Here is a 23,434-nt window from a genome sequence, read left to right as displayed (position 1 = left end):
CCCCTAGCCGGTCACGAAATCCGCTAGCCGGTCACGAAATCCGCGAGCACCGGCCCCAGCACCTCCGGCTCCACCATGTGGGTCTGCCCCGGAAGCAGCCGGTAGGTGCCCTGGGGCACCGCTTCCGCAACGGCCTGGCCCGCCCTGTGCATCCACTCCGGGCTCGCGCCGCCCGCGACCGCCAGCACGGGCACGGAGATCGCGGCGAGCCGGTCGCGGGGGAGCAGACCGTCGCCCATGACCGTGTCGTCGTGGGCGAGACTCGGCGCGACGGCCTCCATGCCGGCCCACATCGGTGACTGGCGGGCACGCTGGATCATCACCTCGGCCAGACCCGTCAGCCGCAGGAACAGCTCGACCGCGTCCCCGCGCCGGTCCTCCGAGAGCGCCTTGTTCAGCTGTTCCTTGTACGTGGCCTCCCGCTCGGCGCCCCCCTGCAGGAAGTCGGCGTACGGCACCTCGTACACGGCGGCCCGGCCGGCCGGCAGCCCGCTCGCCACCGCCTCGAGCACCAGCGCGCCGCCCGAGGAGACCCCGAACAGCGCCGCCTCGCCTCCCACGGCGTCGATCAGCGCCGCCAGGTCCTCGACCTCGCGCTCGACCGCGTAGGGCTTCGTGTCCCCGCTCTCGCCGCGGCCCCGGCGGTCGTAGACGACGGCCGTGCAGCGGTCCGCGAGCCGCTGCGCCAGGGGCGCCAGGGTGCCACCGGTGGACATCGCGCCGCTCACCAGGACCACCGTCGGCCCCTGACCGGTCACTTGGTACGCGAGCGGGGTTCCGTCCCGCGAAGTCGTCTTCTTGTCCATGTCGGTGCAGACTGCCGTACCGGCACGGACTCATCGCTCACGACACGTCGGCGTCGTAGAAGCAGAAGTGATCCTTGATCTCCGCCACCCCCGGTTTCGGGTCCGGGTACGCCCACACCAGGTCCGGCGCGTCCGGCAGCGACCAGTAGGACGCCGTGCCCTTGAAGGGGCACACGGTGTGCGTGTCGGAGGGGGTCAGCAGATCGAGGCGCACGTCCTCGGCGGGGATGTAGTACCGCACCGGACAGCCCGTCTCGCGCAGCGCCAGCGGTCGGTCGGTCTCCGCGAGCACCTGGTCGCCGTGCACCACGCGCACGTGCCGCTCGCTCTTCTCGATGGTGATCGTGTGTCCTTCGCTCATACAGGGACAGCACCGGCGGCCGCGCGCTTCTTCCCGCCTGGTAGCGCCCGTGCGGCGGGGCCGTACGGTAGGGGTCATGAACATCTGCGTCTTCCTGTCCGCCGCCGACCTCGACGAGCGTTACACGCGCCCCGCGCGCGAGTTCGCGGAACTCATCGGCAAGGGCGGTCACACCCTGGTGTGGGGCGGTTCCAACGTCGGTCTGATGAAGGTCGTCGCGGACGGGGTGCACGAGGCGGGCGGCAGGCTGCTGGGCGTGTCCGTGGAGTTCCTCGCCAACAAGGCGTGGCCCGGCGCCGACGAGATGGTCATCGCCGCCGACCTCGCCGAACGCAAGAAGCTGCTGCTGGAAAGGGCCGACGCCGTGGTGATCATGGTGGGCGGCACCGGCACGCTGGACGAGGCCACCGAGATCCTGGAGCTGAAGAAGCACGGCCGCACCGACAAGCCGGTCGTCCTGCTGAACACCGCGGGCTTCTACGACGGCCTCAAGCAGCAGTTCCGCCGCATGGAGGACGAGGGCTTCCTGCCCCGTCCGCTGTCCGAGCTGGTGTTCTTCGCCGAGGAGCCGGTCGGCGCCCTGGCCTACCTGGAGGAGTCGCTGGGCCACCGCTGATGCGAGCATGGCGGGCATGGCTACTCATGTGATCACCGGGGCCGGCTCCGGCATCGGCGCGGCCGTCGCCCGCCGCCTGCACGCGCGCGGGGACGAACTGTGGCTGCACGCGCGCGACGCGGGCCGCGCGAAGGAACTGGCGGCCGAGTTCCCCGGCACCCGCACCCTGGTCGGCGACCTGGCCGACCCGGAGCGGCTCTCCTGGGCCTTCTCCCACCAGACCCTCCCGGACCGGGTGGACTCCTTGCTGCACATCGCGGGCGTCGTCGACCTGGGCGAGGTCGGCGACCTGACCCCCAAGTCCTGGCGCCACCAGCTCAACGTCAACCTGATCGCCCCCGCCGAGCTGACCCGGCACTTCCTGCCCCAGCTGCGTGCGGCCCGCGGCCATGTGATCTTCGTCAACTCCGGTGCCGGCCTGAGCGCACACGCCGGCTGGTCCGCGTACGCCGCCTCCAAGCACGGCCTGAAGGCCCTCGCCGACTCCCTGCGCCACGAGGAGCACGCGAACGGCGTCCGGGTCACCTCGGTCTACCCCGGCCGCACGGCCAGCCCCATGCAGGCCAAGGTCCACCAGCAGGAGGGCAAGGAGTACGACGCGTCGAAGTGGATCGACCCCGAGTCGGTCGCCACGACGATCCTCATGGCCCTGGACCTGCCCGGGGACGCGGAGGTCAACGACCTGACGGTGCGCCCGGGTCGCTGAGCGCGACAAGCGGTACGGAGATCCGGGACCGGCCGGCGAAGGCGGCGTGGTCCCGGCCCGAGGCCTTCTCGGCCGACCGGGTCGGACGGCGGGCGGGCACGGGCCGGGTGCAGGGGGCGGAGACCCTGGGTGTTCGGCATACCCTGCCGAGGTGAGTGACAACAGCGAGTTCAGGTTCCCGGGAGCCACCGGAATCGGGTCCATGCCGGGCGGCGACGCCAGGGAAGCCGCCAAGACCGTCACCGGCAGCTTCGAGGACTTCCCCTTCCTGCCCGAGCTGCCCGCGCGCGGCCCCGGCGCCGACATGATCGGCCGTACCGCCGGGATGCTCGTCGAGCTGTACGCGCGCGTGGAGCCCAGCGGCTGGCGCATCGGGGACCGGCCGGGCCGGGACACCAAGCGGGCGCGGTCCTGGCTGGGGGAGGACCTGGACGCCCTGGAGGAGTTCACCCAGGGCTACGAGGGCGATCTGAAGGTGCAGTCCGTCGGGCCGTGGACGCTCGCCGCCGCGCTGGAGCTGAAGAACGGCGAGGCCGCCCTCTCCGACCCCGGCGCCTGCCGCGACCTCGCCGCCTCCCTCGCCGAGGGGCTGCGGCTGCACCTGGCCGAGGTCCATCGCCGGATCCCGGGCGCGCGGATCGTGCTCCAGCTCGACGAGCCCTCCCTCACCGCCGTCCTGCGCGGACAGGTCCGCAGCGCCAGCGGCTACCGCACCCACCGGGCCGTGGACCGGCAGATCGTGGAGGCCACCCTGCGAGACGTGATCGGGGCCCACGCCGACGGGCCCGTGATCGTCCACTCCTGCGCCCCCGACGTGCCCTTCGCCCTGCTGCGGCGGACCGGCGCGGCCGGTGTCTCCCTCGACTTCTCGCTGCTCACCGAACGTGACGACGACGCGGTCGGCGAGGCCGTCGAGGCCGGTACGCGGCTGTTCGCCGGTGTCGTGCCGGGCACGGACGGCCCATTGTCAGACCCTGCCGGTAGCGTCATGGGTGTCAGGACGTTGTGGCGCAGGCTGGGGCTGCCACCGGGGCTGCTCGCGGAGGCGGTCACGGTCACCCCGGCGTGCGGTCTGGCGGGCGCTTCCCCCGCCTACGCACGCCAGGCGCTCGCCCACTGCGTCCAGGCGGCGAGATCCCTCGCGGACAACCCAGAGTAACGGGAGGACAACACGGTGGCCGGCGACAAGCAGCAGGCGGAGACGGCAGTGCCCGCCGAGGCACGTGACAAGCACGCGCAGCTCGCTGAGCAGATCGAGGAGCACCGCTTCCGGTACTACGTGAAGGACGCTCCCGTCATCAGCGACGCCGAGTTCGACAAGCTCCTGAAGACTCTGGAGGCGCTGGAGGAGCAGTATCCGGAGCTGCGCACGCCGGACTCGCCGACCCAGAAGGTCGCGGGGTCGTACGCGACGGAGTTCACTGCGGTCGAGCACCGCCAGCGGATGCTGTCCCTCGACAACACTTTCAACGACGAGGAGCTGGCCGCCTGGGCCGAGCGCATCGCGCGCGAACTCGGCGACCAGGACTACCACTTCCTGTGCGAGCTGAAGGTGGACGGCCTCGCGGTCAACCTCACCTACGAGAACGGCCGGCTCACCCGCGCGGCCACCCGCGGCGACGGCCGCACCGGCGAGGACATCACCCCCAACGTCCGTACGATCGCGGAGATCCCGGACCGCCTCAAGGGCGACAAGGTGCCCGACCTGGTGGAGATCCGCGGCGAGGTCTACTTCCCGATGGAGAAGTTCCTCGAACTGAACGAACGCCTGGTCGCCGCCGGTGACAAGCCCTTCGCCAACCCCCGCAACGCCGCCGCGGGTTCTCTGCGCCAGAAGGACCCGCGGGTCACCGCGACCCGCCCGCTGCACATGGTCGTCCACGGCATCGGCGCCCTGGAGGGCTTCACGGGCATGACCCGTCTCTCCCAGGCCTACGACCTGCTGAAGACCTGGGGCCTGCCCACCTCCCGGCACAACCGCGTGGTCGACGGCCTCGACGGCGTACGCGAGTTCATCGCCCACTACGGCGAGAACCGCCACTCCGTGGAGCACGAGATCGACGGTGTCGTCGTCAAGCTGGACGAGATCCGCCTCCAGGGCCGCCTCGGCTCCACCGCGCGTGCCCCGCGCTGGGCGATCGCGTACAAGTACGCGCCGGAAGAGGTCAACACCAAGCTCGTCGACATCAAGGTGGGCGTCGGCCGCACCGGCCGGGTCACGCCGTACGCCCAGGTCGAGCCGGTCACGGTCGCGGGCAGCGAGGTCGAGTTCGCCACCCTGCACAACCAGGAGGTCGTCAAGGCCAAGGGCGTCCTCATCGGCGACACGGTCGTCATCCGCAAGGCCGGTGACGTCATCCCGGAGATCCTCGGCCCGGTGGTCGACCTCAGGGACGGCAGCGAGCGGGAGTTCGTGATGCCGGGCGAGTGCCCCGAGTGCGGCACCCCGCTCAGGCCCATGAAGGAGGGCGACATCGACCTCCGCTGCCCCAACGCCCGTACGTGCCCGGCCCAGTTGCGCGAGCGTGTCTCCTATCTCGCCGGCCGCGAGTGCCTGGACATCGAGCACTTCGGCGGGGTGGCCGCCGCCGCGCTCACCCGCCCGCTGGAACCGGCCGACCCGCCACTGGTGGACGAGGGGGACCTGTTCGACCTGACGGTGGAGAAGCTGCTGCCGATCAAGGCCTATGTCCTCGACCCCGACAGCGGTCTGCCGAAGCGGGACCCCAAGACGGGCGAGGAGAAGGTCGTCACGGTCTTCGCCAACCAGAAGGGTGAGCCGAAGAAGAACACCCTCGCGCTGCTGGAGAACATCGAGGCGGCCAAGTCCCGCCCGCTCGCGCGCTTCCTGAACGGGCTGTCCATCCGGCATGTCGGACCGGTCGCCGCGCAGGCCCTCGCCCGCGAGTTCCGCTCCGTCGACCGCATCGAACAGGCCACCGAGGAAGAGCTCGCGACCACCGACGGCGTCGGCCCGATCATCGCCGCCGCGCTCAAGGAGTGGTTCGCCGAGGACTGGCACCGCGAGATCGTCCGCAAGTGGAAGGCGGCCGGAGTCCCGCTGGAGGACGCCTCGACCGGCGAGGTCGAGGGCCCGCGCCCGCTGGAGGGGCTCACGGTCGTCGTCACCGGCACGCTGGAGAACTTCACCCGCGACGGCGCGAAGGAGGCACTGCAGAGCCGGGGCGCGAAGGTGACCGGATCTGTTTCGAAGAAGACCTCGTTCGTCGTCGTGGGTGACAACCCGGGATCGAAGCACGACAAGGCCATGCAATTGAAGGTCCCGGTCCTGAACGAGGACGGTTTCGGTGTCCTCTTGGAGCAGGGCCCCGAAGCGGCGGCCGAAGTCGCGCTTACGACCGAGTAGTAGCGGTTGAAGGCCACCCGATCGGTGCATATCAGTTGCATACGGGTGGCCCGGGCGCTTTCGGGCAACCGTCGACGACCGGTGCCCGTGGAAGCCTTCCGCGGCCTACTGTTGAGATGTGCACCTGCCGTGCCCGGCTGCGGTTGGGGCATCCCCGTGCGCTCCCGGCGTGCGAGGAAGGTTTCTTCAACGCGGAGCTGCTGATGGCTGTCGGACATCGGGCCGCGTGGCGTGGGCACCGCCGGCTGTGAGAGGGACGGGAATGGAACCGACCGAGAGCGTCGCCCCGGACTCACGGCTGCGACTGCGCCGGCGCACGTGCACCTGGCGGGTGACCCGATGGACGGGGCGGGGCCACGGCCGCACGCGCGGCCGGGCCCGCGCGGCCGGACCGGGCGCCGCCGCCGACGCGCGCCCGCCCATACCCGTGGTCATCGAGCCCGTCCCCGGCCTGACCGGCGCCGGCACCGACCCCGAACGGCACCTCACCTGGCCCACCCTGCCCACGGCCGTCGTGGCCGCCGCCGCGCTCGTCCTCGGCGCAGGTTTCTACCACGCCTTCGCCGGCCGACACGCCCTCTTCCCGAGCGGCACCGTCGGCTGGTCGCTGGCCCTGCTCACCGGTGCCATCGTCGGCCACCTCGTCATGCTGGGCCGCGCCCGCTGGTGGGGCGGCACCGGTTCCGGTGCCGCGCTGACCCTCGCGGTCCTGCTGCTCTACGGCTGGGTGCCGGCCGGAATGGTCAGCCTCACCGTCGTCGTCCTGGTCGGCATCGCCCGGCGCCACCGCGGGCGGCAGGGCGTGCTGCACGGCGCGGTGGACCTCCTCGGCATCGGCGCCGGCGCGCTGGTGCTCGGCGCGTTCGGCCGCGTCCCGAGTGTCGAGACGCCCTGGCGACCCGGCAGCTGGAGCTTCGCCGCCGCACCCGAGGTGGTCCTCGCCGCCGTCGCCTACCTCGCGGTCAGCCGCGGCCTGCAGTGGTACCTGCACGCCCCGCGCAGCGGCAAGGTGCCCACCGTGGCCCGTACCGCCCTGGTGCGACAGGGGCTGCTCGCCGTCGCGCTGCTCGGCATCGCGCCGCTGCTGTGCGTCGTCGCCGACGCGGAGCCGATCCTGCTCCCGCTGTTCGCCATCCCGCTCATCGCCCTCGACTCCACCCTGTGGATGGCACGCGCGCGTGCCGAGGAGCAGCTGCGCGACCCGCTGACCGGACTGCCCAACCGGCAGTGGCTGCTGGAGCGGATCTGGACGGCCCTCGACGACGCCGAACGCATCGGCGCCCGTTCCGCCCTCATGCTGATCGACCTCGACCGTTTCCGGTCGGTGAACGACACCCTCGGTCATCTCGCCGGTGACCGGCTGCTGCTCCAGATCGCCGACCGGCTGCGGCTCGCCCTGCCGCGCGGGGCGGAGGCTGCGCGGCTCGGCGGCGACGAGTTCGCGGTGTTACTGCCCGTCGCCGACTCCACCACCTCGGCCACCCGCGTCGCCCGCGGCCTGGTCGCCGCGCTCAGCTCCCCGCTGGACCTCGACGGGCTCACCCTCGTCCTGGAGGCCAGCGCCGGCGTCGCCGTCTTCCCCGACCACGCCCTGGACGCCGAAGGGCTGCTGCGGCGCGCCGATGTGGCGATGTACCAGGCGAAAAGGGACCGTACGGGCGTCGAGGTCTACGAGTCCAAGCGCGACTCCAACACGCCCGACCGGCTCGGCCTGCTGGGCGATCTGCGCCGGGCGCTCGACGCGCACGAGGTGCAGCTGCACTACCAGCCCAAGGTCCGCTTCGACGGTCAGGTCGCCGGCCTGGAGGCGCTGGTGCGCTGGGTGCACCCCGAGCGCGGGAAGGTTCCGCCGGACGAGTTCATAGCGATCGCCGAGTCCTCCGGGCTGATGCCCCATCTGACCGAGTACGTCCTGGAGACCGCGCTCGGGCAGGTCGCCAAGTGGCGCGCGCAGGGGCTGCGGGTCCCGGTCGCGGTCAACGTCTCCCCGCGCGACGTCCACACGCCCGGGTTCGCGGGCTCGGTGGCCGCGCGGCTGGCCCGGCACGGGGTCCCTGCGGGGGCCTTGCAGCTGGAGATCACCGAGCATGTGCTGCTGGAGGACCCGCAGCGGGCCGCGGACACCCTCGCGGGCCTGACCGGGCACGGCGTGAAGATGTCGCTGGACGACTTCGGCACCGGGTATTCGTCCCTGGTGCATCTGCGGCGGCTGCCGGTCAGCGAGCTGAAGATCGACCGGTCGTTCGTGGCGCGGCTGGCCGTTGACACCGAGGACGCGGAGATCGTGCGGTGCACGGTCGATCTCGCGCATTCCCTGGGGCTGCTCGTCGTCGCCGAGGGGGTCGAGGACGACGAGACGTGGGAGCGGCTGCGGGACCTCGGCTGCGACGCCGTTCAGGGGTGGCTCGTCGCCGCGGCGATGCCGCCCGAGGAGACCACGGCGTGGCTGCGGGCGCGCGGTTCCCGGGGGTGGCAGCGGCCGCGGGCGGCTCTGCCGGCCGCCGAGTAGTCCCCCCGCAGTCCCCCCGCTCACCGGCGGGCGCGTCGCGGCTGGTCGCGCCCACGCGGCCAAGCCGCATTCCCGACGCGGCCCCGTGTCCCTTCGGGCGCTCAGGCTCCCGTGAAGTGGGCGATCAGGAGTGCGGCCGGCGCTCGTGCCCCTCCTCCGGCAGCCGCCCGCTCCTCATCGGCGTCGCCAGCCCGTGCGGCCCCGCCCAGAACGTCTCCGTCAGCAGGCCGGGCTCCTCTCCCTCGGCCGTGATCGGCTCCACGACGACCAGCAGCGCACCGAAGGCCTCCCGCAGGGGCGCCGGGGCGTCCTCCGTGGCGAACGGCAGGTCCACCAGGTGGGTGAACATCGCGTCGTAGAGGGCAGGCCGACGCCGTGCGAAGGACGTGTACGTCTGCGCCACCGCCATCAGGGCCTCCCGCGTGCCCGGTGCCGCCGTCCGCGCCCGCCGCAGCTCCGTCGTCAGGTCGGCGCAGCCCTGCACCGCGACCGCCGTCACGATCGCGTCCTTGCCCTTGAAGTGGCTGTGGAGGACCGGCCGGCTGTACTCGATCTCGGCGGCCGGCCGGCGTGTGGTCACCGCGTCCCAGCCCTCGCCCCCGGCCGGCTCCCGCGCGGCCGTCACGATCAGCCGCTCCCGCTCCGCTCGTTCGCGCTCCCGGCGTTTCTGGATCGTCACGCTCGAACTTCTAGCAGCGCTCGCCAAGCTGTCGACGCTCCTCTAGCCTCGCTCTCGTCTCTAGCATTGCTAGAAAGCGGAGGGGTCATGACCGTCACCGCTGTCGATCAAGGGCCTCAGGGACGGCGCCTTCGGGGTGCTGGGCCTGGTCCTGCTGGCCGCCGCCGGTGCCCGTGCCGAGGCGTGGTTCATGGTCTGCGTGGCACTCGTCCCACTCGTCGACACCCTGATAGTCCTGCGACACGACGGGGCGAAGGCGACCGCGTTCGGGATCCACTTCGCCACCGCGATCGTTGTACTGATCAGCGCCGGACTGCTCTTCGCGGTCTGACCACAACACGAGGGAACGCAATGTCGCTGTTCGTACCCGAGTTCGACGATTCCGTGATCGTGCGCGGCGCCGAGGCCGAGGTGGTCGGGGGTGCACCCGTCGGCGTCCAGCTGCTGGCAGACAAGAGTGCGACCGGAGGGGCGCTGTCCACCGTGCGCGTCACCCTGGCCGAGGGCGCCGACGGCGCGCGGCCCCACCTCCACCACAGCGGGGCGGAGATGTTCTACCTGCTCGACGGGTGTGCCGAGATCCTCTCCGGTGACGACATCGTGACCGCGGAGCGCGGCGACCTCGTCATCGTCCCGCCGGAGAAGCCGCACGCCTTCGCCGCCGTACCGGAGACCACGGCGGACATCCTCATCGTCTTCACCCCGGGCATCGAGCGCTTCGAGTACTTCCGCCACCTGCAGCGCATCCGCCTCGGCGAGGCCACCCCGGAGAGCATCCTCGAGGTGCAGGACCGGTACGACAACCACTTCCTCAAGAGCGAGGTCTGGGAGCGTCGCCGGGACTGACGCGCGGGGGGCCGGGAAACCGTTTCACGGCCACCCGGCCCCGCCCCATAGGATTGGCCCCAAACCACACACACTCACCCCAGAGGATCGCTGCATGCCTGGCATCACGCGCGAGGAGGTCGCCCACCTCGCCCGGCTGGCGCGTCTGGAGCTGAAGCCCGAAGAACTCGACCACTTCGCGGGACAGCTCGACGACATCATCGGCGCGGTCGCCCGCGTCAGCGAGGTCGCCGACCAAGACGTACCGCCGACCTCGCACCCGCTCCCGCTGACGAACGTCATGCGGCCGGACGAGGTCCGTCCCTCGCTCACCCCCGAGCAGGCGCTCTCCGGCGCCCCCGCCCAGGAGCAGCAGCGTTTCAAGGTGCCGCAGATCCTGGGGGAGGAGTGACCACCATGACGGACAACAACATCATCAAGCTCACCGCCGCGCAGATCGCCGGGAAGATCGCCTCCGGCGAGCTCACGGCCGTCGAGGTCACCGAAGCCCACCTGGCCCGGATCGAGGCCGTCGACGAGAAGGTGCACGCCTTCCTGTACATCGACCGCGAGGGCGCCCTCGCCCAGGCCCGTGCCGTGGACGAGAAGCGGGCCCGCGGTGAGAAGCTCGGCCCGCTGGCCGGCGTCCCGCTCGCGCTCAAGGACATCTTCACCACCGAGGGCGTGCCCACGACCGTCGGTTCGAAGATCCTCGAGGGCTGGATCCCGCCGTACGACGCGACGCTCACCAAGCGGCTGAAGGCCGCCGACGTGATCATCCTCGGCAAGACCAACATGGACGAGTTCGCCATGGGGTCCTCGACCGAGAACAGCGCCTACGGCCCGACCGGCAACCCGTGGGACCTCACCAAGATCCCCGGCGGCTCCGGCGGCGGTTCCTCCGCCGCCCTCGCCTCCTTCCAGGCGCCGCTCGCCATCGGCACCGACACCGGCGGCTCCATCCGCCAGCCGGCCGCGGTCACCGGCACGGTCGGCGTGAAGCCGACGTACGGCGCGGTGTCCCGCTTCGGCATGGTCGCCTTCTCCTCGTCCCTCGACCAGGGCGGCCCCTGCGCCCGTACGGTCCTGGACGCCGCCCTGCTGCACGAGGTCATCGCCGGGCACGACCCGATGGACTCCACCTCCATCGACGCCCCGGTCCCGCCGGTCGTCGAGGCCGCGAAGAACGGCTCCGTGCAGGGCATGCGCGTCGGCGTGGTCAAGCAGTTCCGCGGCGAGGGCTACCAGGCCGGCGTCATCCAGCGCTTCGACGAGTCGGTCGAGCTGCTGAAGGAGCTGGGCGCCGAGATCGTCGAGCTGGACTGCCCGTCCTTCGACCTCGCGCTGTCGGCGTACTACCTGATCGCGCCGTCCGAGTGCTCCTCCAACCTCGCCCGCTTCGACGGCCTGCGCTACGGCCTGCGGACCGGCGACGACGGCAGCCACTCGGCCGAGGAGGTCACCTCCCTCACCCGCGAGGCGGGCTTCGGCCCGGAGGTCAAGCGCCGCATCATGCTCGGCACGTACGCCCTGTCGAGCGGCTACTACGACGCCTACTACGGCTCCGCGCAGAAGGTCCGCACGCTCATCACGCGGGACTTCGAGAAGGCCTTCGAGCAGGTCGACGTCATCGTCTCGCCGACGACCCCGACCACCGCCTTCGCGATCGGCGAGCGCGCCGACGACCCGATGGCGATGTACCTCGCGGACCTGTGCACCATCCCGACCAACCTGGCGGGCAACGCGGCCATGTCCCTGCCCTGCGGCCTCGCCCCGGAGGACAACCTCCCGGTGGGCCTGCAGATCATCGCCCCCGCGATGAAGGACGACCGCCTGTACAAGGTGGGCGCCGCCGTCGAGGCCGCCTTCGTGGAAAAGTGGGGTCACCCGCTGCTGGAGGAGGCTCCGTCGCTGTGAGCAAGCTGTCCAAGGCCAAGGACTTCAAGAAGTCCAAGTCCGGTACGTACCTGTCGATGGCCACCACCGCGTTCGGCGCGTTCGGTGTCGCCAAGCAGATCAAGAAGGCCCGCGCCGAGCACGACACGCTGCGGCTGGTCGACGCCACGGTCTCCGCCGTGGCCATCGTGACCGGCCTCGCGATCCTCTACCGCGAGCTGAAGCGGCTGGGCGACGACGACGTCCTGCTGGGCTGAGAGGGAAGTTTTCACCGTGACCACCACGACCGACCTGGTGTCGTACGAGGACGCGCTGGCGTCGTACGACCCCGTCATGGGCCTCGAGGTCCATGTCGAACTCGGCACCAAGACCAAGATGTTCTGCGGCTGTTCGACGGCGCTCGGCGCCGACCCGAACACCCAGACCTGCCCCGTCTGCCTCGGCCTGCCCGGCGCGCTCCCGGTCGTCAACGCGACCGGAGTCGAGTCGGCGATCAGGATCGGTCTCGCGCTGAACTGCGAGATCGCCGAGTGGTGCCGCTTCGCCCGGAAGAACTACTTCTATCCGGACATGCCGAAGAACTTCCAGACCTCCCAGTACGACGAGCCGATCGCCTTCAACGGCTACCTCGACGTGCAGCTGGAGGACGGCGAGACCTTCCGCGTGGAGATCGAGCGCGCCCACATGGAGGAGGACACCGGCAAGTCCACCCACGTGGGCGGCGCGACCGGCCGGATCCACGGCGCGCAGCACTCGCTGCTGGACTACAACCGCGCCGGCATCCCGCTGATCGAGATCGTCACCAAGCCGATCGTCGGCGCCGGCGAGCGTGCCCCCGAGGTCGCGAAGGCGTATGTCCGTGAGCTGCGCGAGCTCATCCGTGCCCTCGGTGTGTCCGAGGCCCGCATGGAGATGGGCCAGATGCGCTGCGACGTCAACCTGTCGCTGATGCCCAAGGGCGCGGACAGGTTCGGTACCCGCAGCGAGACCAAGAACGTCAACTCGCTGCGTTCGGTGGAGCGCGCGGTCCGCTTCGAGGTCATGCGTCACGCCGCGGTGCTGAACGACGGCGGCAAGGTCGTCCAGGAGACCCGCCACTTCCACGAGGACACGGGCTCCACCACCTCCGGCCGTACGAAGGAGGAGGCCGAGGACTACCGGTACTTCCCGGAGCCCGACCTCGTCCCGGTCGCCCCGTCCCGCGAGTGGGTCGAGGAGATCCGTGCGGCGCTGCCCGAGCTGCCGCTGGTCCGCCGCACCCGGCTGCTCGCCGAGTGGGGCATCTCCGCCACCGACATGCAGGCGATCCTCAACGCCGGCGCGCTGGAGGCGATCGTCGCCACGATCGACGCCGGTGCCGACGCCGCCTCCGCCCGCAAGTGGTGGATGGGTGAACTGGCGCGCAGCGCCAACGAGTCCGGCAAGGCGCTGGACGAGCTGGCGATCACGCCCGCGCAGGTCGCCCGGGTCACCGAACTCGTGGCGAAGGGTGACCTGAACGACAAGCTGGCCCGTCAGGTCATCGAGGGCGTCCTCGCGGGCGAGGGCACCCCGGACGAGGTCGTCGACAAGCGCGGCCTGAAGGTCGTCTCCGACGAGGGCGCGCTGACCGCCGCCGTCGACGAGGCCATCGCCGGCAACCCGGGCGTCGCGGACAAGATCCGCGGCGGCAAGGTGGCCGCGGCCGGCGCCCTGGTCGGCGCGGTCATGAAGGCGACCCGGGGTCAGGCCGACGCGGCCCGCGTCAAGGAGCTGATCCTTCAGAAGCTGGGCGTCAGCGAGGGCTGAGAGACACCGCGAACGATTCCGAGGGGCAGTACACCGAACCTGGTGTACTGTCCCTCGCTCGCTTACAAGAACCTTATGAGGCGACAGAGTTCGCCGGAGTGTCCTGTGATGTCCCTCGCACTCCTGTGAATAAGCCCATGATCACGGCAAACGATCACTTTCGCCTGCAAGAGTGTCCTGCGATTGCTCATGCGTTCTTTGCGGGTTGTTCAGTTCATGGACCACTGTTCCCGGCCAAAGATCCACAAATAGTCCCTGGGAGCACGTCCGTGGCAGACCTCGCCCGTTGGTGCGTCCGGCATCGGCTGATCGCCGTGCTGCTGTGGCTCCTCGCCTTCGGCGGGGTCACCACGGCCGCCGCCGTGGCGGGTTCGTCGTACTCGAACTCCTACGACGTCCCCGGCACCGAGGCGGGCCGCGCCGCGCAGCTCCTCAAGGAGGGCTTCCCGGGCCTGGGCGGGGACAGTGACACCGTCGTCTGGCACACCACCACCGGCACCGTCCGCGCCGCAGGCGTCGAGCGGACCATGACCCGCACCCTGGACCGCATCGCCTCGCTGCCCGGCGTCGCCTCGGTGAGCGGCCCGTACGGCCGCCAGGGCGCGCACCGGATCAGCCCCGACGGCCGTACGGCGTACGCCACCGTCACCTTCGCGCAGGAGGCCGAGCACATCGGCAAGGCCGAGGCACAGGCCGTGGTCGGCACCGCCAAGGCCGCCGAGGGCCACGGGCTCCGGGTGGAACTGGGCGGCAGCGCCATCGGACTCACCGCGACCCCGCGCGAGCACACCGCCGAGCTGGTCGGCGTGCTCGTCGCGGCCGTCGTGCTGTTCCTCGCCTTCGGCTCGCTCGCCGCCTCGGCCCTGCCCATCGCCACCGCCCTGGTCGGCGTCGGCACCGCCTACTCCGGCATCGGCCTGCTCGGACACGCCATGACCGTCGCCGACTTCGCGCCCATGCTCGGCATGCTCATCGGCCTCGGCGTCGGCATCGACTACGCGCTGTTCATCGTCACCCGGCACCGGCGCGGACTGAAACGCGGGCTGAGCGTCACCGAGTCCGCCGTGAGCGCCGTGGCCACCACCGGACGCGCCGTCGTCTTCGCGGGTGCGACGGTGTGCATAGCCCTGCTGGGGATGCTCATACTGCGGCTGGGCTTCCTCAACGGGGTCGCCGTCGCCGCCTCGTTGACGGTCGTGCTCACCGTCGCGGCCTCCGTCACCCTGCTGCCCGCCCTGCTGTCGTACATCGGCCCCCGGGCCCTCAGCCGCCGCGAGCGGCGCCGGCTCGCCGAGCACGGGCCGCGCCCCGAGCTGCCCACCGGTCTCGCCGCCCGCTGGTCCGCGCTCGTCGAACGCCGCCCCAAGCTGCTCGGCTCGCTCGCCCTGGCCGTCGTCGCCCTGCTCGCCCTGCCGACCCTCTCCCTCCACCTCGGCACCTCCGACCAGGGCAACGACCCGCGCACCTCCACCACCCGCAAGGCCTACGACCTGCTCGCCGAGGGCTTCGGACCCGGCGTCAACGGGCCGCTCACACTGGTGACGCGCATAGACGGCGCCGCGGACGAGCTCGCCCTGGACAACCTCGACACGACCCTGCGCGCCACCCGGGGCGTCGCCTCCGTCACCCCGGCCACCTACGCCTCCGGCGGCGGCACCGCCTACCTCACGGTCGTCCCCGACTCCGCCCCGCAGTCCCAGGACACCAGCGACCTGGTGAACCGGCTGCGCACGAAGGTGCTGCCGCGCGCGGAGACCGGCACCTCCCTCGACATCCAGGTCGGCGGGGTCACCGCCGGCTACGACGACTTCGCGGATGTGATCATCGGCAAACTGCCGCTGTTCGTCGGCGCGGTCATCGGGCTCGGCTGTCTTCTGCTGCTCGTCGCGTTCCGCTCGCTCGGGATCCCGCTGAAGGCCGCGGTGATGAACATCGCCGCCGTGGCCGCCGCCTTCGGTGTCGTCGTCGTGGTCTTCCAGTGGGGCTGGGGCAGCGAACTGCTAGGCCTCGGCCGGGCCGGCCCGATCGAGCCCTTCCTCCCCGTGATCATGGTGTCCGTCCTCTTCGGCCTCTCCATGGACTACCAGGTCTTCCTGGTGGGCCGGATGTACGAGGAGTGGCTGGAGACCGGCGACAACCGGCGCGCCGTCCGCGTGGGCCTGGCCGAGACCAGCCGGGTCATCAACTCCGCCGCGGTCATCATGATCTCGGTCTTCCTCGCCTTCGTGCTCAGCGGCGACCGCGTGATCGCCATGTTCGGCATCGCCCTCGCCTCCGCTGTCGCCCTGGACGCCTTCGTCCTGCGCACCCTCCTCGTGCCTGCGCTGATGCATCTGCTCGGCGCCGCCAACTGGTGGCTTCCCGCCTGGCTGGAGCGCCGCCTGCCCCGCGTCAGCATCGAGCCGCCCGAGTGCCGCGCGGCGCATGAGAGGCTCGGCAAGGTCTCGGTGGCGGAACTGGGGAAGGAAGAGCAGCGCGATGTACGCGATATCCCTGGGTGACGACGGCGCCGAGCTGCGGCCCCTGGAGGTCTGGCACGCCGAGGAACTCCTCGCCGACATCGACCGGGGGCGGGAGTTCATCGGCCGTCACATCGGGCTGCCGGACGTCATCACCGACCTGGACTCCGCCCGCGCCTATCTGAAGGCCTACGCCGACAAGCGCGGCGCCGACGCCGGCGGCCTGCATGGCATCTGGCTGGACGGCAGGCTGGTCGGCGGCCTGCTGTTCCGGGTGTGGGACACCCCGAGCGGGGTCTGCGAGGCCGGCTGCTGGCTGGAGCCGGCGGCGGCTGGGCGCGGTCTGGTCACGCGGGGCATGCGGGTGCTGCTGGAGTGGGCCTTCGAGGAGCGCGGCATGCACCGGGTGGAGTGGCAGGTCTCCTCCGCCAACGAGCCCAGCATCAACGTGGCCCGCCGGCTCGGCATGACCCGCGAGGGCGTGCTCCGGGAGAACTACCCGCACCGGGGCGTACGCACCAGCACCGAGATCTGGTCGGTGCTCGCCCCCGAATGGCGTGCGGCACGCGCGCGTGGCACGCACGACGGTCATTGATGATCGACGATCATTAAGAGACCTCTCAGACAGGGTCCGTACGGTGCCGGGCATGGCTACGAAGACAGAGGAAGGCGCCGAGGCGCGCAACGACGAGGAGACGGCGGTGGAGGCCGCCACCACTGAGGAGGAATCCGCCCAGGCGGAGGCTCTTGAGGATGGCCCCGGGCAGGCGGACGCCGCCGACGAGGAGGCCGCCGGGGAGCGGGAACCCGCAGAGGAGAAGGTGCCCTCCGGAGTCGGTCAGGGTGCCGGTGCCGTCGTCTCGGCCGCGCTGGGCCTCGTCTCGCTCAGCGGCGGCTGGATCGGCACCGTCGCGGGCGCCCGCGAGCAGCTCGTCGGTCAGCTGCGGACCTCCTCCACCGCGAGCGTCGCCACCCAGATCAAGGCCGTCTACGGCAACGCCTGGCACAGCACCGCCCTGTGGGCCGGCCTGTTCGCGCTGGCCGCGCTGCTCACCGGCGTGGTCGTGCTCGCCCGGCCCGCCTTCGGCGCTCCCGGCCGTCCGCAGGCGCACTGGATCAAGTCGGTCGCCTGGGCGGGCGTCTCGCTCGGGGCCATCGGCCTGCTGCTGGCCGTGCTGAAGTACTCCGACGCGTTGCTCGCGCTGCCCTCGGCCGGCTGAGAACCCGCAGGTCCCAGGGGGCCTTAGGGAGTCCATAAGCACCTTAGGGACTCGCTGAGGCCCCTTACGCGCGCGTGCGGCCCGCATGCCGCCCGAAGATGCGGAACTCTCCCGATGTGGCGCACCCCCCTGGGAGACGAAGGTGGAGCCATCGCAGAAAGCGATGCACGACACCGGCTCTCCTCGAAGGACACGTCATGATCGAGATCGAGTACCACAAGATGCGCTCCGCCCAGCTGATCCACGAGGCCGAGCAGACGCGCCTGGCCCGCGAGGCCGCCCGGGCCCGCCGCGCCGCCCACCGCGACTCCGCCGGCCAGGACGGCGCGGTCGCCGAGTCCCATACCGACCGGCCCCGCCGGCACCGGATCCCGCGCACCGCGTGACCACCGGACCGACGGACGGGGCCGGAACGGAGGGTGGCCGTACGGGGGTCGGCCGCCTTCCGGACCTCCCGGACCGGGGTCGTACGACTGCCCGCCCCAGTCGTACGACCCTTCCGTCCGTTGCTACGACCCTTCCGGCCACCGGTGCGACAATCGCACCGGGCCTGTGGAAAACCGCTGCCCTGCCGTGCGGGCCTCATGCGATGCTCGGGCCCGTGGAGACCAGGTCCGTCAGTCCCGTGTTCGTCGGCCGCGCCGACGAGTTGGACACCTTGAACGACGCGCTCGCCCGCGCCCGCGCCGGCGAGCCCCAGGCGCTGCTGCTCGGCGGCGAGGCCGGGGTCGGCAAGACCCGCCTCGTCGAGGAGTTCGCCACGGCCGCCGGCCGGCACGCGGTCGTCGCCGTCGGCGGCTGTGTGGAGATCGGCGCCGACGGGCTGCCGTTCGCGCCCTTCTCCACCGCGCTGCGCGCCCTGCGCGACGCCCTGCCCGCGGAGTTCGCCGCAGCCGCCCAGGGGCAGGAGGAGGAACTGGCCCGCCTCCTGCCCGACCTGGGCGAGGCCGGCGCCGGCCGTCACGACGAGCAGGGCATGGCCCGCCTGTTCGAACTCACCGCCCGGCTGCTGGAACGCGTCGCCGCCGAACACGCGGTCGTGCTCGTCCTGGAGGACCTGCACTGGGCCGACGCCTCCACCCGCCACCTCCTCGCCTACCTCTTCCGCACCCTGCGCGCAGGCAAGCTCCTCGTCCTCGCCAGCTACCGCTCCGACGACATCCACCGCCGCCACCCGCTGCGCCCCCTGCTCGCCGAACTCGACCGGCTGCGCACCGTCCGCCGCATCGAACTCGCCCGCTTCACCCGCGAGGAGGTGGGCCGACAGATCGCCGGCATCCTCGCCGCCGAACCCGCCCCCGCACAGGTGGACGAGATCTTCGAACGCTCCGACGGCAACGCCTTCTTCGTCGAGGAACTCGCCGTCGCCACCTGCGACGGCTGCTGCACCGGCCTCACCGACTCCCTGCGCGACCTGCTCCTGGTCCGGGTCGAGACGCTGCCCGAGAGCGCCCAGCGGGTCGCCAGGGTCGTCGCCGAGGGCGGCTCCACCGTGGAGTACCGGCTGATCGCCGCCGTCGCCCAGCTCGGCGAGGACGACCTCATCGAGGCGCTGCGGGCCGCCGTCGGCGCCAACATCCTCACCGTCACCCCGGCCGGCGACGGCTACCGCTTCCGGCACTCCCTGGTCCGCGAGGCCGTCGCCGACGACCTGCTGCCAGGAGAACGCTCCCGGCTCAACCGCCGCTACGCCGAAGCCCTGGAGGCCGACCCCACGCTCGTCCCCGCCGACGCCCGCGTGATGCGCCTGGCCAGTTACTGGTACCACGCCCACGACGCCGCCAAGGCCCTGCCCGCCGTCCTGGACGCCTCCGTCGTGGCCCGCCGCCGGCACGCCTACACCGAGCAACTCGGGCTCCTGGAGCGGGCGATGGAGCTGTGGGACAGCGTCCCGGAGGAGGTGCGCTCCGCCCTGCGCCCGGTCGACTACACCGAGGTCTACCCTCCGTGCGGCTGCGACCCGGCCACCGCACCGCTGCGCTATCTCGACCTGATGGCCGAGGCGGCGGTCGCGGGCCGCTTCGGCGGGGAACGCGAACGCGCCCTGAAGATCACCAAGCGGGCGCTGCGCCTGCTGGAGGACGAGCCGGACCCCCTGCGCGCCGCCTGGTTCTGGGTGCAGCGCTCCCGGCTCGTCCAGGCCCTGGCCCGCGGCGACGGCTGGCAGGAACTGGCCACCGCCCAGGACCTGGTGCGCGGCCTGCCGCCCTCCGAGGTGCACGCCGAGGTGCTGGCCCTCGCCGCCGGCTGGTCCATGCTGCACCGGCCCGGCCGCGAGGCCTTCGCCGCCGCCGAGCGGGCCGTGGAGTACGCGCGCATGGTCGGCGCCCGCGACATCGAACTGCACGCCCGCCTCACCCTCGGCGGCCTCAGGGTGGACGCGGGCGACACCGAGACCGGCCTGGCGGAGATGCGGCAGGTGCTGCGGGACAGCCTCGCGGAGGGTGTGCACTATGTCGCCGGCCGCGCCTATGTGAACCTGCCGTCCGAGCTGCAGAGCATCGGCCGTGACCGGGAGGCCGTCCCCCTCCTGCGCGAGGGCATCGCCTTCGCCCGCGCCCACGGACAGATGGACTCCGAATCCTGGATACGGGGCAACCTGTCCGAGGCGCTCTACTCGCTCGGCGACTGGGCCGAGGCCGCCGAGACCGCCACCCACGCCACCCGGGTCGGCCACAGCGTCAAGCCCCGCGGCCAGGGCGCCCTGCGCCTGGCGCACCTCGCCCTGGCCCGCGGCGACCTCGCCGAGGCGAGCCGCCAACTCGCCGCCGCCCGCGCCCACTACGGCACCCACGACCCCATGCCCCAGCACGCCCTGCCCCTGGCCCGGGTCGCCCTCGGTGTCGCCGCCGAGGAAGGCCGTATCGCCGACGCCCGCGCCGAACTGCTCCGGGCCCTGGACGACGGGTTCCCGCCCGGCACCCACCGCTACGGCTGGCCGCTGCTGCGGGCGGCCGCCACCGCGGAGGCCGAGGCCCGCGCCCTGCCCGCCGCCGAGCCGGGCCGCGCCGGGATCCTCGACCGCCTGCGCGAAGCCGCACGCGGCCTCACCACCGGCGCCCCGCTCTGGCAGGCCTACGACCAGTGGACCCGCGCCGAGCTGCGCCGCGTGGAGGGCAAGGACACCGCCGACGACTGGTCACAGGTCGTCACCGCCTTCGAGTGCCTGGACCGCCCCTACGAACTCGCCCGGGTCCGCCACCGCCTGGCCGGAGCACTCCTGGCCGACGGCGGCGACGACGACCGCGACCGCGCGGTGGAACTGCTCCGGCTGGCCGCCGCCGTCGCCGCCCACCTCGACGCCCGCTCCCTCGCCGGCACCGTCGCCCGGCTCGCCCAGCGCGCCCGCCTCACCCTGACCCGCGCGCCCGGGCAGCCCCTCGCCTGCGCCGACCCGGCCGCGGCCCTCGGCCTCACCAGCCGGGAGCGGGACGTCCTGCGGCTGGTCTCGGCCGGCCGCACCAACCGCCAGATCGCAGAGGAGCTGTTCATCTCCCCGAAGACCGCGAGCGTCCACGTCTCCAACATCCTCAGCAAGCTCGGCGTCTCCGGCCGGGGCGAGGCGGCGGCGCTGGCGCACCGGCTGGGGCTGTTCCCGGCAGAGACGCTCACTGCCGGAACGGCGGGCTGGGACCTACGCTGAAGAAAAGCCGCAAGGGGGAGAAAGCGGGGGAGGGGCCGTGTTCAACGCCTTCGAGGAACTGTTCGCACCGGGCCGCAAACACACCCGGGACGAACAGAACCGCCTGGAGCTGACCCGCGAGGACGTCGGCGACAACGATCCGGGCCGGGGCCCGATAGACCTGACCTCAGGGAAGGCGGTCATACGCCTGCCCGAGCCACCGCCGGCCGACGACGAGTGACGGCGCCGCTCACCGCACCTCCGCCTCCAGCACCCGGTCGTCGCCCTTGCCCGGCCGGCCCCGGCCGTCCGTGTTGCTCGTCACCAGCCACACCTTGTCGCCGCCCGCCGCGACCACCGTGCGCAGCCTGCCGTACGTGCCGGTGAGGAAGGCCTGCGGCGGCGCCGAGGCCTCCGTGCCCTTGAGCGGGATGCGCCACAGGCGCTGCCCCTTCAGGCCCGCCATCCAGATCACGCCCTTCACATACGCGATGCCGCTGGGGGAGGCGTCGTCGGTGTGCCACTGGGCGATCGGGTTCTGGAAGGCGGTGTCGGAGGACCTGCCCTCGGCCTTCGGCCAGCCGTAGTTCGCGCCCGGCTTGATCGCGTTCAGCTCGTCCCAGGTGTCCTGGCCGAACTCCGAGGCGAACAGGCGCTGCCTGCCGTCCCAGGCCAGGCCCTGGACGTTGCGGTGGCCGTACGAATACACCGGGGAGCCGGGGAACGGGTTGCCCGGCGCGGGTTCCCCCTCCGGGGTCAGGCGCAGGATCTTGCCGCCCAGGGACGTCCTGTCCTGGGACAGGCCCCGCTCCCCGCTCTCACCGGTGCCCGCGTACAGCATGCCGTCCGGGCCGAACGCGATCCGGCCGCCGTTGTGGACCTGGCCCTTGGGAATGCCCTTGAACACCGTGTCCGGAGCGCCCAGTTGCTCACCGGGCGGCTTCCGCTCGTCGTACAGCACGCGGACGATGCGGTTGTCCGAGGCCGAGGTGAAGTAGGCGTAGATCATGTGGTCCGAGGCGAAGCCGGGGGACAGGGCGATGCCCAGCAGACCGCCCTCGCCGGCCGGGGACACCCCCGAGACCGTGCCCAGCACGGTCTTGCGGCCCGTCCTGTCGTCGATCCGGATGATCGTGCCGTCGTCGCGGGAGGAGACCAGCAGTCCGCCGCCGGGCAGCGGGGCCAGCCCCCACGGCGTCCGCAGGCCCTCGGCCACGGTGCGCAGCACCTTCACCGAGCCCTTGGCCGGCGGTGCCGGCTCGGTGGCGTCACCGGAGGGGGCCGTGCCCGGCGCCGTGCCCGTGGCCGTCCTGCCGAGGCCGCCAGGGGGCCCTGCGCCGTCGGAGGAGCAGCCGGCCGTCAGCAGGAGGGCGGCCGCGGCCAACACGGCCGACACAGCTCGTCGTTGCACGATCAGGGTCCCTTCGAGGCGGTCGTCCAGCGTCAGGTGCTACTTCTCATACACCGCCGAGCCCCATCCGGGTTCCCGCTCCACCGCGCCCGGTCCCGCGAACCCCTCTGCCCCGCGCCCCTCGGCGCTCAGTCCCACGACCCCTGAGCCGCCGGCAGCCGCGACACCTCCGCGAGGTCCTCCCCGGTCAGCCGCAGGTCGCCCGCCGCCGCGTTCTCCACGGCCCACCGCTCCTGCTTGGCGCCCGGAAGGGCGATCACATGGCGGCCCTGCGCCAGGACCCAGGCCAGGGCCACCTGGGCCGGGGTGACGTTCTCGCCGTGGCGGCGCGCGATGCGGCGCAGGCCCGCGACGATCGGCTGGTTGGCGGCCATCATCTCGGCCGTGAAACGGGGATGGCGGGCCCGGACGTCGTCCGGTTCGAAACCCTCGCCGGGGGTCAGCGTGCCGGTCAGGAAGCCGTTGCCCAGCGGCATCGCCGCGAGGAACCCCACGCCCCGCGCCTCGCACCACGGCAGCAGCGCCTGGAGCGCCTCCGGCGACCACACCGACAGCTCCGCCTCCACCGCGGCCACCGGGAACACCTGCTGCACCCGCTGCAACTGGCGCACCGTACCGTCGTGCAGCCCCGCCCCCGAGCGGCGGCCGCCGCGCGCGCCCACCGCGCACAGGCCCAGTGCCCGCACCTTGCCGGCCCGCACCAGCTCGGCCATCGCGCCCCACGTCTCCTCGACGGGGACCTCGGGGTCGGCTCGGTGCAGCTGGTAGAGGTCGATCACGTCCGTCTGGAGGCGGCGCAGGGAGGCGTCGCAGGCCCGCTTCACATACCCGGGGCGGCCGTTGGCCACGATGTGCTGCTCGCCCACCAGCAGCCCCACCTTCGTGGACACGAAGGCCTCCGCGCGCCGCTCCTTCAGCACCCGGCCCAGCAGCAGCTCATTGGTGAACGGGCCGTACATGTCCGCCGTGTCCAGGAGGGTCGAGCCCAGGTCCAGCGCCCGGTGCACGGTCCTGAGCGATTCGTCGCCCCGCTGCCGCGACCCGCTGTACGCCCAGCTCATCGGCATGCACCCGAGTCCGACGGCCCCCATCGCGAGCGCCCCCGCGCCGATCGTCCTGCGCTCCACCTGCTCGTGAACCTCCCTCTGCCCGGACCCCAACCTAACCTC

The 23,434-nt window shown here is 72.2% G+C and carries 20 protein-coding genes and 2 pseudogenes; 17 read left to right on the top strand and 5 right to left on the bottom strand.

Annotation, left to right across the window (positions count from 1 at the left end):
* Positions 1-23 precede the first annotated feature (23 nt).
* Together LMU33_RS35900 and LMU33_RS35895 are read right to left on the bottom strand one after the other, a co-directional pair.
* Entirely contained in the window at positions 24-806 is a 783-nt protein-coding gene (locus LMU33_RS35900) for an alpha/beta fold hydrolase (RefSeq protein WP_228625364.1), read from the bottom strand.
* Positions 807-843: 37 nt separating this feature from the next.
* Positions 844-1,167, bottom strand: coding sequence for a DUF427 domain-containing protein (locus tag LMU33_RS35895; protein ID WP_228625363.1), 324 nt, complete (start codon positions 1,165-1,167; stop codon positions 844-846).
* Between the two features lie 76 nt (positions 1,168-1,243).
* On the opposite strand from LMU33_RS35895, the gene LMU33_RS35890 reads away from it, so the two are divergent.
* The 5 genes from LMU33_RS35890 to LMU33_RS35870 all read left to right on the top strand — a co-directional run bounded on the left by LMU33_RS35890 (position 1,244) and on the right by LMU33_RS35870 (position 8,365).
* Positions 1,244-1,783: an LOG family protein gene (locus LMU33_RS35890; protein ID WP_228625361.1), complete on the top strand. Its 540-nt coding sequence runs from the start codon at positions 1,244-1,246 to the stop codon at positions 1,781-1,783.
* A gap of 7 nt (positions 1,784-1,790) precedes the next feature.
* On the top strand, positions 1,791-2,489 hold the full coding sequence (locus LMU33_RS35885; protein ID WP_228625359.1) for an SDR family oxidoreductase: 699 nt from the start codon (positions 1,791-1,793) through the stop codon (positions 2,487-2,489).
* Between the two features lie 151 nt (positions 2,490-2,640).
* Positions 2,641-3,648 (top strand): methionine synthase, encoded by a 1,008-nt coding sequence (locus LMU33_RS35880; protein ID WP_228625357.1) that lies wholly within the window; start codon positions 2,641-2,643, stop codon positions 3,646-3,648.
* 15 nt (positions 3,649-3,663) lie between these two features.
* On the top strand, positions 3,664-5,856 hold the full coding sequence (gene ligA, locus LMU33_RS35875) for an NAD-dependent DNA ligase LigA (protein ID WP_228625356.1): 2,193 nt from the start codon (positions 3,664-3,666) through the stop codon (positions 5,854-5,856).
* A 262-nt stretch (positions 5,857-6,118) separates the two neighbouring features.
* Positions 6,119-8,365 (top strand): putative bifunctional diguanylate cyclase/phosphodiesterase, encoded by a 2,247-nt coding sequence (locus LMU33_RS35870; RefSeq protein WP_228625354.1) that lies wholly within the window; start codon positions 6,119-6,121, stop codon positions 8,363-8,365.
* A gap of 101 nt (positions 8,366-8,466) precedes the next feature.
* On the opposite strand, the pseudogene LMU33_RS35865 reads toward LMU33_RS35870, so the two are convergent.
* Positions 8,467-9,044 (bottom strand): annotated as a pseudogene (locus tag LMU33_RS35865) (TetR/AcrR family transcriptional regulator).
* 100 nt (positions 9,045-9,144) lie between these two features.
* Between LMU33_RS35865 and LMU33_RS35860 the strand changes: the two are divergent.
* The 12 genes and pseudogenes from LMU33_RS35860 to LMU33_RS35805 form a co-directional block, all read left to right on the top strand.
* Positions 9,145-9,375: pseudogene (locus LMU33_RS35860) on the top strand (DUF4267 domain-containing protein); the annotation flags it as partial.
* Between the two features lie 20 nt (positions 9,376-9,395).
* Positions 9,396-9,890, top strand: coding sequence for a cupin domain-containing protein (locus tag LMU33_RS35855; RefSeq protein WP_228625352.1), 495 nt, complete (start codon positions 9,396-9,398; stop codon positions 9,888-9,890).
* A gap of 94 nt (positions 9,891-9,984) precedes the next feature.
* Positions 9,985-10,281 carry an Asp-tRNA(Asn)/Glu-tRNA(Gln) amidotransferase subunit GatC gene (gatC, locus tag LMU33_RS35850; protein ID WP_004925108.1) on the top strand — a complete coding sequence of 99 codons (297 nt, stop codon included), beginning with the start codon at positions 9,985-9,987 and terminating at the stop codon, positions 10,279-10,281.
* A 5-nt stretch (positions 10,282-10,286) separates the two neighbouring features.
* The gene (gene gatA / locus LMU33_RS35845) at positions 10,287-11,786 is read left to right on the top strand and encodes an Asp-tRNA(Asn)/Glu-tRNA(Gln) amidotransferase subunit GatA (protein ID WP_228625350.1); all 1,500 of its coding nucleotides are present in this window, start codon (positions 10,287-10,289) and stop codon (positions 11,784-11,786) included.
* Positions 11,783-12,022, top strand: coding sequence for a hypothetical protein (locus tag LMU33_RS35840; protein WP_228625348.1), 240 nt, complete (start codon positions 11,783-11,785; stop codon positions 12,020-12,022). Before gatA ends, LMU33_RS35840 begins: the two co-directional genes overlap by 4 nt.
* 16 nt (positions 12,023-12,038) lie before the next feature.
* Entirely contained in the window at positions 12,039-13,553 is a 1,515-nt protein-coding gene (gene gatB, locus LMU33_RS35835; protein ID WP_228625347.1) for an Asp-tRNA(Asn)/Glu-tRNA(Gln) amidotransferase subunit GatB, read from the top strand.
* Positions 13,554-13,822: 269 nt separating this feature from the next.
* A complete protein-coding gene (locus tag LMU33_RS35830) occupies positions 13,823-16,054 on the top strand; it encodes an MMPL family transporter (protein ID WP_228625345.1) in 2,232 nt (743 codons plus the stop codon).
* The gene (locus LMU33_RS35825) at positions 16,032-16,607 is read left to right on the top strand and encodes a GNAT family N-acetyltransferase (protein ID WP_228625343.1); all 576 of its coding nucleotides are present in this window, start codon (positions 16,032-16,034) and stop codon (positions 16,605-16,607) included. The genes LMU33_RS35830 and LMU33_RS35825 overlap by 23 nt, the downstream gene beginning before the upstream one ends.
* A gap of 52 nt (positions 16,608-16,659) precedes the next feature.
* Positions 16,660-17,232 carry a hypothetical protein gene (locus LMU33_RS35820; RefSeq protein WP_228625341.1) on the top strand — a complete coding sequence of 191 codons (573 nt, stop codon included), beginning with the start codon at positions 16,660-16,662 and terminating at the stop codon, positions 17,230-17,232.
* 197 nt (positions 17,233-17,429) lie between these two features.
* Positions 17,430-17,618, top strand: a complete 189-nt coding sequence (locus tag LMU33_RS35815) for a hypothetical protein (RefSeq protein WP_228625339.1) — start codon at positions 17,430-17,432, stop codon at positions 17,616-17,618.
* A 203-nt stretch (positions 17,619-17,821) separates the two neighbouring features.
* Complete coding sequence (locus tag LMU33_RS35810) at positions 17,822-20,875, top strand: helix-turn-helix transcriptional regulator (RefSeq protein WP_228625337.1); 3,054 nt, start codon at positions 17,822-17,824, stop codon at positions 20,873-20,875.
* 37 nt (positions 20,876-20,912) lie between these two features.
* Entirely contained in the window at positions 20,913-21,095 is a 183-nt protein-coding gene (locus LMU33_RS35805) for a DUF6191 domain-containing protein (RefSeq protein ID WP_228625335.1), read from the top strand.
* A 9-nt stretch (positions 21,096-21,104) separates the two neighbouring features.
* On the opposite strand, the gene LMU33_RS35800 is transcribed toward LMU33_RS35805, so the two are convergent.
* The gene (locus LMU33_RS35800; RefSeq protein ID WP_228625478.1) at positions 21,105-22,271 is read right to left on the bottom strand and encodes a PQQ-dependent sugar dehydrogenase; all 1,167 of its coding nucleotides are present in this window, start codon (positions 22,269-22,271) and stop codon (positions 21,105-21,107) included.
* Positions 22,272-22,393: 122 nt separating this feature from the next.
* The gene (locus LMU33_RS35795) at positions 22,394-23,392 is read right to left on the bottom strand and encodes an aldo/keto reductase (protein WP_228625333.1); all 999 of its coding nucleotides are present in this window, start codon (positions 23,390-23,392) and stop codon (positions 22,394-22,396) included.
* Positions 23,393-23,434: the final 42 nt, after the last annotated feature.

This window comes from Streptomyces barringtoniae (assembly GCF_020819595.1).
Taxonomy (GTDB): Bacteria; Actinomycetota; Actinomycetes; order Streptomycetales; family Streptomycetaceae; genus Streptomyces; species Streptomyces barringtoniae.
This window is presented reverse-complemented; position numbering and strand designations above follow the sequence as displayed.